Source organism: Paenibacillus polymyxa, from assembly GCF_015710975.1.
GTDB classification, from domain to species: domain Bacteria; phylum Bacillota; class Bacilli; order Paenibacillales; family Paenibacillaceae; genus Paenibacillus; species Paenibacillus polymyxa.
Genome location: NZ_CP049783.1, coordinates 2783027 through 2797784 on the forward strand (window position 1 = coordinate 2783027; position 14758 = coordinate 2797784).

The 14758-nt window shown below is 47.8% G+C and carries 9 protein-coding genes and 1 pseudogene; all 10 read left to right on the forward strand.

Annotated elements, in window-relative coordinates; genetic code table 11:
* Positions 1–159: 159 nt before the first annotated feature.
* The 10 genes and pseudogenes from G7035_RS12370 to G7035_RS12415 all read left to right on the forward strand — a co-directional run bounded on the left by G7035_RS12370 (position 160) and on the right by G7035_RS12415 (position 14738).
* Positions 160–1566 (forward strand): cytochrome ubiquinol oxidase subunit I, encoded by a 1407-nt coding sequence (locus G7035_RS12370; RefSeq protein WP_019688632.1) that lies wholly within the window; start codon positions 160–162, stop codon positions 1564–1566.
* On the forward strand, positions 1553–2566 hold the full coding sequence (cydB, locus tag G7035_RS12375) for a cytochrome d ubiquinol oxidase subunit II (RefSeq protein WP_016820336.1): 1014 nt from the start codon (positions 1553–1555) through the stop codon (positions 2564–2566). Before G7035_RS12370 ends, cydB begins: the two co-directional genes overlap by 14 nt.
* The gene (cydD, locus tag G7035_RS12380; protein ID WP_019688631.1) at positions 2566–4326 is read left to right on the forward strand and encodes a thiol reductant ABC exporter subunit CydD; all 1761 of its coding nucleotides are present in this window, start codon (positions 2566–2568) and stop codon (positions 4324–4326) included. Before cydB ends, cydD begins: the two co-directional genes overlap by 1 nt.
* Positions 4307–6109, forward strand: a complete 1803-nt coding sequence (gene cydC, locus G7035_RS12385; RefSeq protein WP_019688630.1) for a thiol reductant ABC exporter subunit CydC — start codon at positions 4307–4309, stop codon at positions 6107–6109. The genes cydD and cydC overlap by 20 nt, the downstream gene beginning before the upstream one ends.
* Positions 6110–6250: 141 nt before the next feature.
* Positions 6251–6667: a cupredoxin domain-containing protein gene (locus G7035_RS12390; protein WP_016820333.1), complete on the forward strand. Its 417-nt coding sequence runs from the start codon at positions 6251–6253 to the stop codon at positions 6665–6667.
* Between the two features lie 462 nt (positions 6668–7129).
* A complete protein-coding gene (locus tag G7035_RS12395) occupies positions 7130–8143 on the forward strand; it encodes an ABC transporter permease (RefSeq protein WP_016820332.1) in 1014 nt (337 codons plus the stop codon).
* Positions 8144–8158: 15 nt separating this feature from the next.
* The gene (locus G7035_RS12400; RefSeq protein WP_016820331.1) at positions 8159–9061 is read left to right on the forward strand and encodes a carbohydrate ABC transporter permease; all 903 of its coding nucleotides are present in this window, start codon (positions 8159–8161) and stop codon (positions 9059–9061) included.
* A gap of 62 nt (positions 9062–9123) precedes the next feature.
* A complete protein-coding gene (locus tag G7035_RS12405) occupies positions 9124–10818 on the forward strand; it encodes an ABC transporter substrate-binding protein (RefSeq protein ID WP_016820330.1) in 1695 nt (564 codons plus the stop codon).
* A gap of 106 nt (positions 10819–10924) precedes the next feature.
* Positions 10925–13395: pseudogene (locus G7035_RS12410) on the forward strand (glycoside hydrolase family 95 protein).
* A complete protein-coding gene (locus G7035_RS12415; RefSeq protein WP_019688628.1) occupies positions 13392–14738 on the forward strand; it encodes a GH1 family beta-glucosidase in 1347 nt (448 codons plus the stop codon). The pseudogene G7035_RS12410 and the gene G7035_RS12415 overlap by 4 nt, the downstream one beginning before the upstream one ends.
* Positions 14739–14758: the final 20 nt, after the last annotated feature.

Sequence of the window (14758 nt, forward strand, 5' to 3'; positions counted from 1 at the left end):
CCCGGTTATGGCAACCATGGGGAAGTTAGCTAAGTGAGTCATTTCCTAAAAAAGTGACGGTTTCATATGTAACAATGTGAATACAATCACAAATATAAAAGACTTCAGATCACAAACATTAAATCATTGTTAAGGGAAGTACAGAGGAGGAGCAGCATCATGGACGTATTGGATTTGGCACGGTTGCAGTTTGCAACCACTACGATTCTTCATTTTGTTTATGTGCCAATCTCCATTGGATTGTCATTGTTGGTGGCAATTATGGAGACTATGTATGTTATCAAGAAAAAAGACTTGTACAAAAAAATGGCTCAATTCTGGGGAACGTTTCTGCTGATTAACTTTGCGCTGGGCGTAGTTACCGGAATTTTGCAGGAGTTCCAGTTCGGAATGAATTGGTCGGACTTTTCCCGTTTTGTCGGTGATGTATTTGGTACACCGCTAGCCATTGAAGCATTGCTTGCATTTTTTCTGGAATCAACCTTTATCGGCCTATGGGTATTCGGCTGGGAAAGACTATCCAAAACTGTCCATTTAGTTTGCATGTGGCTAGTAGCGATCGGTACGATGCTCTCGGCTTTGTGGATTTTGGCTGCTAATTCATTCATGCAACGTCCCGTAGGATATGGGGTTGTAAATGGCCGGGCAGAAATGCAAGATTTTGCTGCTTTGTTAACGAACGAGCAGCTTTTGTGGGAGTATCCTCACACCATCTTTGCTGCTATTGCAACTGGAGCTTTCCTGGTAGCAGGGATTAGTGCTTGGAAGCTGATGCATAAAAAGAATATGGACTTCTTTAAACCTTCTTTTAAATTGAGCATTATTGTTGCATTAATCTGTGCCATTGCTATTCCTTTGTTTGGTCATGGACAGGCTCAATATTTGATCAAAACACAGCCCATGAAGATGGCAGCCAGTGAAGCTCTGTGGGGAGACAGTGGCGATCCAGCGCCTTGGACGATTATTGCCAATATTGATCCTGATAAGCAGGAAAATACCTTTGAGATTAAGGTTCCGTTTGCACTGAGCTTTCTGTCGTATAGCAAGTTTTCCGGCTCTGTGCCTGGTATGAAGGAGCTTCAAGCACAGTATGAAAAGACCTACGGTCCGGGTGATTATATTCCGCCTGTCCGTACGACCTTCTGGAGCTTCCGCATTATGATTGCGGCAGGATGTGCCATGATCGCACTTGCTCTGTACGGAGCTTATCTGAGTTTTCGACAAAAATTGGAGGGCTCCCATCGTTGGTTCTTCCGTCTTATGCTGTGGGGGATATCACTCCCGTTCATTGGCAATACCGCGGGCTGGATCATGACAGAAATGGGACGTCAGCCGTGGACTGTATTTGGTTTGCTGCAAACAAAAGATTCTGTTTCACCTACCGTTGTAGCAGGAGAAGTGTTGTTCTCACTGATTGCATTTACGACGTTGTATCTCATTTTAACGGGTGTATTGGCATTCCTGTTTGCTCGTACCGCTCGTAAAGGCCCAGATATGGAGCCGCATCAGCATACGGTAATTCATGATCCATTTGCTCAAGGGGGTGACAGCATTGTCGTTAAATGATTTATGGTTCTTATTGATCGCTGTGCTGTTTACAGGCTTCTTTTTTCTAGAGGGCTTTGATTTTGGCGTAGGGATGGCTACGGGATTAGTGCCGCGTAATGACCAACAAAAACGTTTGATGATCAATACGATTGGTCCATTCTGGGATGCCAACGAAGTGTGGCTGATTACAGCAGCAGGTGCGATGTTTGCCGCTTTTCCGCATTTTTATGCAACGATGTTTAGCGGATATTATCTGGTATTTGTGTTTATTTTGCTAGGTTTGATCTTGCGAGGAGTCTCCTTTGAGTTCCGGGGCAAGGCCGAAGGGAAAGGGTGGACAGGAACGTGGGATGCTTGCATTCTGATTGGCAGCTTCCTGCCGCCGATGCTGTTTGGCATGGCCTTTGCGGCTTTGGTGAAGGGTGTACCTATTCAGCAAAACATGGATCTGAAAGCCGGATTCTTGGATGTGTTCAATGGATACACCGTATGGATTGGACTGACCGTGGTCGGAATGTGCCTTATGCACGGGCTGACGTTCATTTCTCTGCGGACGATTGGTGAAGTAAGGGATCGTGCTCGTGTGATCGCGTCCAAATTTCTTCCGGTGTTGGGGATTTTGCTTGCTGGTATGGTGGTATGGACTTATTTTGCAACGGATTTATTTGCACGTCGCGGTCCCTTTATGTATGTTGCGGTTGCAGTGGGGATGGTTGCCTATGTGCTAACATGGTATTTCCTGAAGCAGCGCCGTGAAGGATGGGCTTTCGGGATGACCGGTGTCATCATTTTGCTAAGCTTCGTTTCGTTATTCGTTGGCTTGTTCCCAAGATTTATGGTGAGCTCGATCAACAGTGCTTTTGATTTGACGATATATAATGCAAGCTCCAGTCATTACACACTGAAAGCCATGACGATTGTTGCAGCAACGCTTTTACCCTTTGTGTTGGCTTATCAGGCGTGGAGCTATTTTGTTTTCCATAAGCGTCTCAGTGAAAAGGATCATCTGGAATACTAATGGATAAAGCCTGGTTTGAATTAAAGGGCATTCGGCCAGTAATGCTGCTGCTGGCCGCCCTTTCCCTGCTCCAGGGAGCAGCGGTAATTGCACAAGCCATCTTTTTGGCAAAGGCTATTACGATTTTATTTAAACAAAATCCGCTAGTAATGGCTTGGCCATCGCTGGCGTTGTTTTTCGCGGCTTTTGCAGTGAGGCATACGATGATCTGGCTGCAACGCCGGACAGCCGGTCGTTTTGCCGAAGCAGCAGGCGCTTCCTTACGGGAGCGTCTGCTTGCGCGTTTGTTCGAGCGGGGCCCGGGCTTTGCTGCGCGGGAAGGAAGCGGCAAGTTGGTGACGCTCGCGCTGGATGGCGTGGATCGATTTCGCAATTATTTGGAAATATCCATTCCTCGTATGATAGACATGATGGCTGTAACCTTACTTGTACTTGTGTATGTTTTCACATTGGATATGATTTCAGGTGTGATTTTGACGACTACGATGCCGATTCTGGTGGGCTTCTTTATTTTACTCGGCTTGGCGGCGCGAAAGCAGGCAGACAAGCAGTGGCGTTCCTATCGTCTGTTATCACATCATTTTACGGATTCGTTGCGTGGACTACAGACACTAAGGTTTTTGGGACGCAGTCGGGCGCATGGGGAAAGCGTAGGGAAGGTCAGCGACCAGTATCGTACAGCCACGATGCGTACGCTGCGGGTAGCGTTTCTTTCTTCATTTGCCCTCGATTTTTTCAGTATGCTGTCGGTCGCTTTTGTAGCGGTAGGCTTGGGTCTGCGTCTGATTAGTGGTTCAGTGGGACTGGAGGCAGCGCTTGCGGTGCTTATTCTGGCACCGGAATATTTTATGCCTATACGCCAGTTGGGATCAGACTATCACGCCTCATTGGATGGTAAAGAGGCTTGGGGAGCGATTCGCTCGATTCTCGGTGCAGAAGAAGAAGCGACGGAGACGAATGCACAGACAGTTCATGATAAAGGATTAGACATCACGGGGCAGGACATCCTCAAGCTGTCTGATGTGTGTTTACTTAATGAAGACGGCTCTGCCCGGCTAGAACATGTGTCTGCAAGTGTTGAACCGCACATGAACATGATCGGCATCGTCGGAGCGAGTGGTGCAGGCAAAACGACATTGCTTAGTCTGCTTGGCGGCTTTTCTGACCCGACTTCAGGTGAGGTGATCCTTAATGGATGCCGATTATCTGCGGATACCAAAGCTGAATGGCAGCGGCATATTGCCTATATTCCACAGCATCCTTACCTGTTTAGCGCTACTTTGGCAGATAATATTCGCTTTTATGAGCCGGAAGCATCCAACCAGCAGGTTGAGTGGGCGATTGATGCCGTCGGCCTACGTGAACTGGTGGATGGTCTTCCGGGTGGATTGAATGAGCCTATTGGGGAAGCAGGTCGGACATTGAGCGGAGGACAGGCGCAGCGGATTGCCTTGGCGCGCGCTTTGCTCAGTGACCGCCCGATTATTTTATTGGATGAGCCTACGGCACATTTGGATATTGAGACAGAATGGGAATTAAAACAGACCATTTTGTCCGTATTGAAACACAAGAGGATGTTTCTTGCCACCCATCGGCTGCATTGGATGCCGGATATGGACTGTGTCTGGATGATGAATCAAGGTCGTCTGGAAGAGGTAGGTTCCCATCAGCAACTGGTTGCCCAGAAGGGAGAATATTACAGATTGCTAACGGGAATGTCGGAAGGAGGGGGCGGGCGATATGAGAGCAACGGACAATAGTAGCCAAGGCTGGTTTTTACCTTATCTGAAACACTATTTTTGGGCCTTTCTAGCAGCAGCTCTTTTGGGGGCGCTGTCCATTGGGTGTGCAGGCGCGCTGCTCTTTACGTCCGGCCATCTGATTACTCGTTCGGCCTTAAAACCTGAAAATATATTAATGGTGTATGTGCCCATTGTGCTTGTGCGAACGTTTGGTTTTAGTAAAGCCGTTATTCAGTATCTGGAACGCTTGGTAGGTCATAATGCTGCGCTGCGGCTTGTGTCTCGTATGCGGGTACGCTTGTATCGGGCAGTGGAACCGCAGGCGCTGATGATTCGCAGCAAATTTCGTACAGGGGATCTATTGGGATTGCTGGCAGAGGATATTGAGCAGCTTCAAAATATCTATCTGAAGCTGGTTCTGCCTGCGTTATCGGCTTTGCTGATATATGCAACAGGCATCTTGGCGCTTGGCTGGATGGATGGAACATTTGCCTTGCTGATGGCGCTATATGGGGGATTTTTGCTTTTTATCGCCCCAGCTATCTCACTTTGGACCTCACTTGCCAAACGGCGTACGTTCAAGCAGGAACGGAGTAAATCTTATCAGGAACTGACGGATGCTTTGTTCGGCATGAGTGATCTGGTGCTGAGCGGACGAACTGGGCATTTCCTTAGCACCTTTACACAACGGCACAACAGGGTTGCCATGGTGGAAAATTCACTTCGCCGGAACGAGTGGCGTTCTCATTGGATCGCACAATGCTTTGTAGGTGGAGGAATTGTAATTATGACTGTGTGGGCCGGAGGACTGGTAGCACAGGGTCGCATTGAAGCGACATGGCTGGCATCCTTTGCGCTAGTAACTTTTCCGTTGCTGGATGCTTTCGTTCGCGCTGGGGAAGCGGTGGTTCATGCGCCGGAGTATCAGGATTCACTTCGACGGCTAAAGGATTCCGAGAAAGGTACATCTGCACTTGCAGTACGATCAGATGCAGGACAACTAGCAGCAGACGATGCAGCAGATACTAAAAAGGAACAGGCTACCGCTCAGCAATTAAGCCATGGGGGAGACCTTCTGCTGAACAACGTAAGCTACCGCTATGCGGCAACGCAGGAATGGAGTGTGCGTAATATCTCCCTACACGTACCGCAGGGGGGCAAGGTTGCATTGCTTGGCCGCAGTGGTGCGGGTAAGTCTACGCTGCTGAATCTGATTCAAGGAGCATTGCAGCCTGATGAAGGCAGCGTCACTGTCGCAGGAGTGCCTGTATTTACAGGTGGAGCATACTCCAGTCTATTTGCGGTGCTAAACCAGCAACCGTATTTGTTCGATACGACGGTAGCAAACAATATTCGATTGGGACGACCCGACGCCACGCTGGATGAGGTTCGTGCAGTGACGGAGCAGGTAGGGCTTGGAACCCTGATTGATTCTTTACCAGAGGGTTACGATACAAGAATGCAGGAGACGGGTCTTCGCTTTTCCGGTGGAGAAAGACAGCGCATTGCACTGGCGCGGATTTTGTTGCAAAATCACCCGATTGTTTTGCTGGATGAGCCGACCGTGGGGCTTGATCCGCTGACGGAGCATGAACTTATGCAGACGATGTTTCGCGTGCTGGAAGGCAAAACATTGATCTGGATCACTCATCATCTCACAGGAATGAAGCATATGGATGAGGTGATCTTTATGGAACAAGGCACCATCTCCATGCGAGGCAGTCATGATGAGCTGTGGCGAGATCATACCCGATACCGTAATCTGTATAAGCTGGATCATCCGGGTCTGGAAAAACAGTAATGATCACCGTGTCGGATAATATGGTTCATCTGCTATAAGCTTTGAAACAAGGTATTTAAAATTTCGATTAACTTTTATATACTGGTTAGAGTTGATGCGTCACATGCTCATTAGACATTCAACTGGAGGGGGCTGAAAGAAATGAAAACACTCATCTCTAAACATTGGCATTTGATGCTGATTGGTTTTGTAGCCCTGATCATGGGCGGGTTTGTCTTGTTTTATTTTCAAGGGAGCGTGTCGTCGTTTCCGGCCAATCAATCTCAACAAGCTCAGGAAGAGCCAGATAAAACCAAATACGAGATTGTTACAGTGGGTGTAAAAGGGGACGGTTTCTATCCTAAAAATATTGAAGTGAAAGCCGGCGTTCCAACCAAGATCAATTTCAAAAAAATGACATCCTTTACTTGCATCGATGAAGTACAGTCGTTGAAGATCGGAATGGACGTTTACCTGGATCACGAAAATAATTATTTTACCGTCAAGGATTTAAAACCGGGGGTATATGAGTACAATTGCGGCATGTATATGTACTACGGGACGATCACGGTAAAATAAATCAAAAAAGCTTTCTGGCACATGGGGACTGACCCCATGGATGCTAGAAAGCTTTTTTCTTCCAACTAGGTGAATTGCGACAGTAAGTGTATATATACCATCACCCACCTGTGGTGCAATAAGCATTATCCTTTACCTCTGATCAGCTTACATTGCTGATCTTTTGTTTTTTACAAGACTTCTCTCAGAGAATTTACATGAGAACGGAGCAGGCGGAATGGTGCTGGACAAGCGATAGCGGTCGCCTTTGTCCCTGGATTTCTACCTTTGTCTGCTTATTCAAGAAATCCGGGGACAACAGCGATGGGAAGCACCATCCGCATGTGTAGTGGCACGAGTGTAATTCTTAATCCACTCCCCATATATCTAATTTTGAACTGATTTTTCTCCTAATTCGTCGGGTACCCGCTTTTGAGCCAGCAAAGTATGATAATAGTATCTAGAGATGAGGAGGAGCTTGTTATGGGATCTTCAACTGAAACCGCTTCCAATGCTGATGCTGTGATTCCTGAATCCAATCGGGAAAGACCGCGTAAGGCTCGCGGATCGAAGCCCGAACGCGGTGAAAAAGGCCTGTGGAACAGTGTGAAACAGCAAAAGTACCTTTATTTTATGTCCATTCCTTTCGTCATATGGGTGTTTGTTTTCAGTTATTTTCCACTATGGGGATGGACAATGGCGTTTCAAAAATATAAGCCAGCCAAATCGTTTTGGGATCAAAAGTGGGTAGGGTTAGACAACTTTATTGAGCTTTTTCAGGATGAACGTTTTTATCTGGTATTACGAAATACGCTGGCAATGAGCCTGATGGGTATTGTTTTTGGTTTTGTTGTACCGATCTTTTTTGCAATTCTGCTAAATGAGTTGCGTGGTATGCTGTTCAAGCGAGTTGTGCAGACAGTATCCTACCTCCCGCATTTTGTATCCTGGGTAGTTGTGGCCGGATTGGTGACGAAAATGCTGTCCATTGACGGTGGAATTGTTAACGATATTTTGGTAGCGCTTCATATTGTGGATGAACCGATTCAGTTTATGGCTAAGGGGAGTTGGTTTTGGTACATTGTAACCGCTTCCGACATATGGAAAGAGACAGGTTGGAATACGATTATTTATTTAGCTGCCATCACCGGAATTGACCAGGAACAATATGAAGCTTCACGTGTGGATGGGGCCAGCCGCTGGAGACAGATGTGGCATATTACATTGCCAGGTATCCGCTCGACCATCGCCATTCTGTTTATTATGGCGATTGGACATCTGGTCAGCAATGGTTTTGAAAAGCAGTTCTTACTTGGCAACAGTCTCGTAACGGATTATTCGGAAGTGCTGGATTTGTATGCACTGAATTACGGGATTAATCTGGGCCGCTTCTCTTACGGGACGGCAATAGGCATTTTCAACTCACTGGTTAGCATTCTGTTGTTGTTTACGGCGAACGGTATATTCAAAAAACTGACCAAAGAAAGCATCATGTAGGGAGGGAGAAGCGAAATGACGAATAAGGCATTTAATGCTACACGGTCAGAAAAGCTGTTTGACCTGTTCAACTATATCCTCATGGCTCTGATCGTGGTGTTGACGCTGTACCCGTTTCTGAACGTACTAGCGATTTCCCTGAACAATTCGACGGACACGGTTCGTGGCGGTATTTATATATGGCCTCGTCAGTTTACACTCGAAAATTACAAAACGATTTTCCAGTACGATGGCCTGCTTCGGGGTCTGCAGGTATCGATTTTACGTACAGTAGTTGGAACGGTGCTGGGACTCATCTGTGCTTCTATGCTTGCATTTACGCTGAGTCGGGTCGATTTCCGCGCGCGCAAGTTCATATCCACGTTTCTGGCGTTGACGATGTATTTTTCCGGCGGAATGGTGCCTGTGTTTATTTTGATGCGTGATTTACATTTGCTGGGCACGTTCTGGGTGTATATTTTTCCGGGGCTGATCAGCGCGTTTAATGTTTTTGTCATTCGTTCCTTTATGGATGGTTTGCCGTATGCGCTACAAGAGTCTGCCAAGCTGGATGGAGCCAATGACTTTACGATATATTGGAAGATTATTTTACCGCTGTGCAAGCCTGTGCTGGCGACAATTGCCCTTTTTTTAGCGGTAAATCAATGGAACGCATGGTTTGATACGTACTTGTACAATGGAACCGCCGCGCAGTGGACAACGCTGCAATTTGAGCTGATGAAGATACTGCAAAGTACGCAGCAAGGCGGCGCCAATATGGCGAATAGCAACGATATGGCTAAGCAAATGGCTCAAATTTCGCCAGAGTCGATTAAAATGGCAATCACGATTACCGTCACGCTTCCGATTTTGCTCGTATATCCATTCCTACAAAAATATTTTGTAGGCGGTATGACACTGGGAGCTGTTAAATCATAACAATCCAATCGTAGCAGTCAATCCACAACGATAAAATCCTAGAAATGCAGGAGGTTTTGAACATGAAAAAACACTGGTCCAGATTTGCACTGATTCCCTTGCTCGCCGTATCGCTTGCCGCACTCGCAGGTTGCGGTGGAAGCGATAAAACAGCGAAAGAAGGCTCATCCAGCGGCACAGACCCAATTACGTTTAGCTTCTTCGGAGCAGATACAAGCCCGCAATGGAATGGAATGAAAGATGAAATAGGCAAGGAAATCACCAAGAAAACAGGTGTAACCTTGAATGCGGAATTTGATGTCAGCGGCGGAGGTGGGGATGACCGGATTGCTTTGATGGCAGCAAGTGGGGAATACCCAGACCTGGTCTCTCCTAAAGCAAATATTAGCAAGCTTGTGGATGCGGGGGCTATGATTGACCTGACCGATCTGATCAACGATCACGCACCCAATCTCAAAAAGCTATACGGCCCCTATATGGATCGGCTGAAATACAGCAATAAGGATCAAGCCATCTATGTTATTCCTACGTATGCAGGGGTGGGACAGGAGAGTTTTGACGCGACGGGGGGATTTGAAATTCAGCATAAGGTGCTCAAGGAGCTGGGATATCCCAAGGTAAGAACATTGCAGGATTTTGAAAACGTGCTCAAAACCTATGTAGCCAAACATCCGACGATTAATGGCAAAAAAACGATCCCTCTCACGCTGGATGCAGACGACTGGAGAATTATGATTACCGTAACGAACCCTGCTTTCCAGACAACTGGGGCGCCGGATGATGGTGAATATTTTATTGATCCCAAAACTTTTGAAGCCAAGCTTCATTACAAACGTCCGGAAGAAAAAGAATATTTCCGTTGGTTAAACCACATGTACAATGAAGGGCTGCTCGATAAAGATTCGTTTGTGCAAAAAAGCGATCAATACAAATCCAAAATTGCCAGCGGTCGTGTTCTGGGTCTGATCGACCAGGAGTGGGGTTATCAGGATGCCGAAAATGCATTAAAAGCGTCAGGCAAGGCTGATGCCAGCTACGCGCATTTCCCAGTTACACTCTCAGAGGAGTACAAGGATCGTTCCTTTCAGGATACAGGTTTTGCGTCCGGTTATGGTGTAGGGATTACGGAAAGTTGCAAGGACCCGGTGCGGGCTATTAAATTTCTGGATTATTTAGCTTCCGATGAAGGACAGGTGCTAGTGAACTGGGGAATCGAAGGCAAGCACTATGAAATCAAAGACGGCAAACGCGTCATTCCTGCCGATGTATTGGATCAAAAAACGAACAATACAACCAGCTTCAATAAATCCACTGGAATAGACTTGTACACATTAATGAGCGGACACTATGGTGACGGAGTGAAGGACTCTACGGGTAACTACTACACTGCCAAATTCCCGGAACAAATTATCGCGGCTTATTCGAAGCCGGAGAAAGAATCACTGAAAGCGTATGGCGTAAAAACGTGGAAGGAACTGTTTCCAGGAAAAGAAGAATTTGATGTGAAGCCTTGGGGCGCAGCCTATAACCTGACGACAGACAATGAATCCAACTATAACGTTACATTCAAAAAGACGACAGACATAATCCGCAAACGTATACCGGAAGCCATTTTAACACCAGCTTCCAATTTTGATACGGTATACGACAACATGATTAAAGAACTGGATGCCGCCGGAGCTGTCCAAATGGAACAGCAATACACGCAACTGGTGAAGGACAGAGTGGAGTTATGGAGTGGGAAGGCTGCTAAATAACGAGTCCATATTTTCCAAACTTTGAAATCTCGGAGTGACAGAGCGCATGCGCCATGGGCAATATGGGTTCAGCGCTTTGTCTGACCTTGATGAGGGAGGGTTTGAGTTGACGAAAGGCGAAAGACCACAGTCCCTACGGTTATGGTATCGCCAGCCTGCTGAGGTATGGGAGGAAGCATTGCCAGTCGGCAATGGACGGCTGGGAGCTATGGTATTTGGCGGGATCAGAGAGGAGCATTTGCAATTAAACGAGGATACGCTCTGGTCCGGATTTCCCAGAGATGGCGTTCAGTATGATGCATTGCGATATTTAGAGCCTGCCAGAAAGCTGATTGCAGATGGAAAATACAAGGAAGCAGAGCAGCTGATTAATTCGAACATGCTGGGTCGAGATACAGAAGCCTACCAGCCTTTAGGAGATTTGTGGATTACACAGGAGAACCTAGGGGAGATTGCGCATTATGAACGGGAACTGGATATGCAGACCGGAACGGCAGTGGTCACTTTTCAGAGTGATGGAGTCCACTATACTCGTGAAGTTATCGCCAGTGCACCTGATGGAGTCATTATGGTGTCACTGACTGCGAATAAGGTTGGAAAAATCCATGCATCTGTGCGTATGACTACCCCCATCCTTGTGAGGATGAAGTTGGAGAGGATGCGCTTGGTGATTCCTCCAAAGGAGCCAACGATAACGATCCATCCGAGGAACCGACCAGGGACTTCATTACGTTGACTGGACGAGCGCCCAGTCATGTGGAATCTAATTATCACGGTGATCATCCACAGTCTGTCGTTTACGAAAATGATTTGGGGATGGCTTTTGCAGTTCAGGCGAGGGTTATTCCCGAGGGAGGAACCTTGACGACGAGGGATGACGGAGCGTTGATCATCTCGGACGCGGATAAAATCACGGTGTATTTGGCAGCGGCTACCGGATTTCGGGGATTTCAGGCTATGCCGAATAGTGATGCAACAGAGTCGGCAGAAGCATGTAAAGTCATTCTAGACGGAGCGATTTCGCTAGGAAGTGAGCAGGTGCGGCAACGCCATGAGCAGGATCACCGGAAGCTGTTTGACCGTGTTGCATTAGAACTGGGAAGTGACACGCTAACTGACGAGTCCGTTCTCCCGACGGATCTGCGATTAGAACGCTATCAGAAAGGTCAGGCAGACCGGGGGCTGGAAGTGCTGTTATTCCAATATGGACGTTATTTGCTAATGGGCAGTTCACGTCCGGGCAGTCAGCCCGCCAATCTTCAGGGCATCTGGAATGACCGGGTACAGCCGCCGTGGAACAGTAACTATACAACCAATATTAATACACAGATGAACTATTGGCCCGCAGAGGTGTGTAATCTTGCCGAGTGCCATGAGCCATTGCTGCACATGATTGGAGAAGTCGGTCGTACGGGACGCAGGGTCGCTTCCATCAATTATGGGGCTCAAGGATGGACAGCTCACCACAATATTGATGTGTGGCGAAACGCCGGACCGTCAGGTGGCCATGCCAGTTGGGCATTTTGGCCGCTTGGGGGTGTATGGCTGACCGCTCACCTATGGGAGCGTTATCTGTTCACCTTGGATACAACCTATTTGGCAGAACAGGCTTATCCGCTTATGAAGGGGGCGGCGGCCTTTTGCCTAGACTGGCTTGTGGAGGGCCCGGATGGTCGGCTTGTAACGTCCCCCTCCACTTCGCCTGAAAATAAATTCATCACGCCCGAAGGCGAGGATTGCAGTATATCCATGGGCTCTACGATGGACATGACGCTGATTCGGGAGCTATTGAGCAACTGTATTCAGGCCGCGGATCTGTTGGAGTTAGACGATGAGTTCCGTAGACGCTGCGAAGAGACACGGGAACGATTAATACCCTATCAAATCGGCCGTCACGGTCAGTTACAGGAGTGGATGGTCGATTTTGAGGAAGCGGAGCCTGGGCATCGACATGTTTCGCATCTTTACGGGCTTTACCCCGGCCGACAGATCCACATCCGTGATACTCCAGAGTTGGCTGAGGCGGCCCGCATATCGCTACACCGCCGGCTCGATCATGGTGGCGGGCATACCGGGTGGAGCTGTGCCTGGTTGATTAACCTGTACGCCCGGCTGGAAGATGGCGACACTGCGCATCGGTATGTTCGCACGTTGCTGTCGCGGTCGATCTACCCTAATTTATTCGACGCTCACCCGCCTTTTCAGATCGACGGTAACTTTGGTGCGACGGCAGGCATAGCAGAAATGCTGCTGCAAAGCCGCCCGGGCGAGCTGACGCTATTGCCTGCCCTGCCATCGGCATGGCCGGAGGGACGGGTCAGCGGCTTGAAAGGGCGTGGCGGAATTACGGTCAGCATGGAATGGTCCGGTTCGCGGCTCGTCCGTGCGGAGCTTACCACATCGGTCCAGACGGGAAGCTGTACGATTCGCAGTGCACATCCGTTTAGCGTTGATGATCGTCGGGCTCAGCCTGATCCCAAGCACGGAGGATTTATTTTGTCATGGACTTTTACCAAAAAGCAGGAAACAACGAATGAATATACGATTATAATTGAGGGAGAGGAAGAGACACAATGACTATTTTTCAATTTCCGCAGGACTTTATGTGGGGTACCGCAACGGCCGCCTACCAAATCGAGGGGGCTTACCAGGAGGATGGAAGAGGGTTGTCGATCTGGGATACCTTTGCCCATACGCCTGGCAAAGTGTTCAACGGTGACAACGGCAATGTAGCTTGTGACAGCTATCATCGTTACGAAGAAGATATCCGTCTCATGAAGGAACTGGGCATTCGTACATATCGTTTCTCGGTGTCCTGGCCACGTATATTCCCTAATGGTGATGGTGAAGTCAATCAAGAGGGATTGGACTATTATCATCGTGTAGTTGATTTGTTGAATGACAACGGAATTGAACCGTTTTGTACACTGTATCACTGGGATCTGCCTCAGGCGCTACAGGATGCCGGAGGATGGGGAAATCGTCGCACAATTCAGGCATTTGTCCAGTTTGCGGAAACGATGTTCCGTGAGTTTCACGGTAAAATACAGCATTGGCTGACATTCAATGAACCGTGGTGTATCGCCTTTTTATCCAATATGCTGGGAGTTCATGCCCCGGGTCTGACGAATCTCCAGACTGCGATTGATGTAGGACATCATCTGCTGGTTGCGCATGGCCTATCTGTACGCCGATTCCGCGAGCTTGGCACCAGTGGCCAGATCGGTATCGCCCCAAATGTCTCCTGGGCTGTTCCTTACAGCACTTCTGAGGAAGATAAAGCGGCTTGTGCACGCACGATTTCCCTGCACAGTGACTGGTTTCTCCAGCCTATTTATCAAGGCTCGTATCCTCAGTTTTTGGTAGACTGGTTTGCGGAACAGGGAGCCACCGTACCTATACAAGATGGAGATATGGACATTATCGGTGAGCCAATTGATATGATTGGTATCAATTATTATAGTATGTCGGTTAATCGATTTAATCCGGAGGCAGGATTTCTTCAATCTGAAGAAATCAATATGGGACTACCTGTAACAGATATCGGCTGGCCGGTGGAGTCACGTGGGCTGTATGAGGTACTACATTATTTGCAAAAATACGGTAACATCGATATTTACATCACAGAGAACGGGGCTTGTATCAATGATGAGGTCGTAAACGGAAAGGTGCAAGATGATCGTCGAATTTCCTACATGCAGCAGCATTTGGTGCAGGTGCACCGGACAATTCATGATGGTCTTCATGTTAAAGGCTATATGGCATGGTCACTTTTGGACAATTTTGAGTGGGCAGAGGGGTATAATATGAGATTTGGCATGATTCATGTCGATTTTCGCACACAGGTCCGCACCCCCAAGGAAAGTTACTATTGGTATCGAAATGTAGTAAGTAATAACTGGTTGGAGACTAGACGCTAAACAAAGAGAAATGATCTGAA

What these genes read in the sequence shown, in the direction of transcription:
- G7035_RS12400 (WP_016820331.1), top strand. Translation starts at nt 8,159, where the DNA reads ATGACGAATAAGGCATTTAATGCTACACGGTCAGAAAAGCTGTTTGAC.
- G7035_RS12390 (WP_016820333.1), top strand. Translation starts at nt 6,251, where the DNA reads ATGAAAACACTCATCTCTAAACATTGGCATTTGATGCTGATTGGTTTT.
- G7035_RS12405 (WP_016820330.1), top strand. Translation starts at nt 9,124, where the DNA reads ATGAAAAAACACTGGTCCAGATTTGCACTGATTCCCTTGCTCGCCGTA.
- G7035_RS12370 (WP_019688632.1), top strand. Translation starts at nt 160, where the DNA reads ATGGACGTATTGGATTTGGCACGGTTGCAGTTTGCAACCACTACGATT.
- cydC (WP_019688630.1), top strand. Translation starts at nt 4,307, where the DNA reads ATGAGAGCAACGGACAATAGTAGCCAAGGCTGGTTTTTACCTTATCTG.
- G7035_RS12415 (WP_019688628.1), top strand. Translation starts at nt 13,392, where the DNA reads ATGACTATTTTTCAATTTCCGCAGGACTTTATGTGGGGTACCGCAACG.
- G7035_RS12395 (WP_016820332.1), top strand. Translation starts at nt 7,130, where the DNA reads ATGGGATCTTCAACTGAAACCGCTTCCAATGCTGATGCTGTGATTCCT.
- cydD (WP_019688631.1), top strand. Translation starts at nt 2,566, where the DNA reads ATGGATAAAGCCTGGTTTGAATTAAAGGGCATTCGGCCAGTAATGCTG.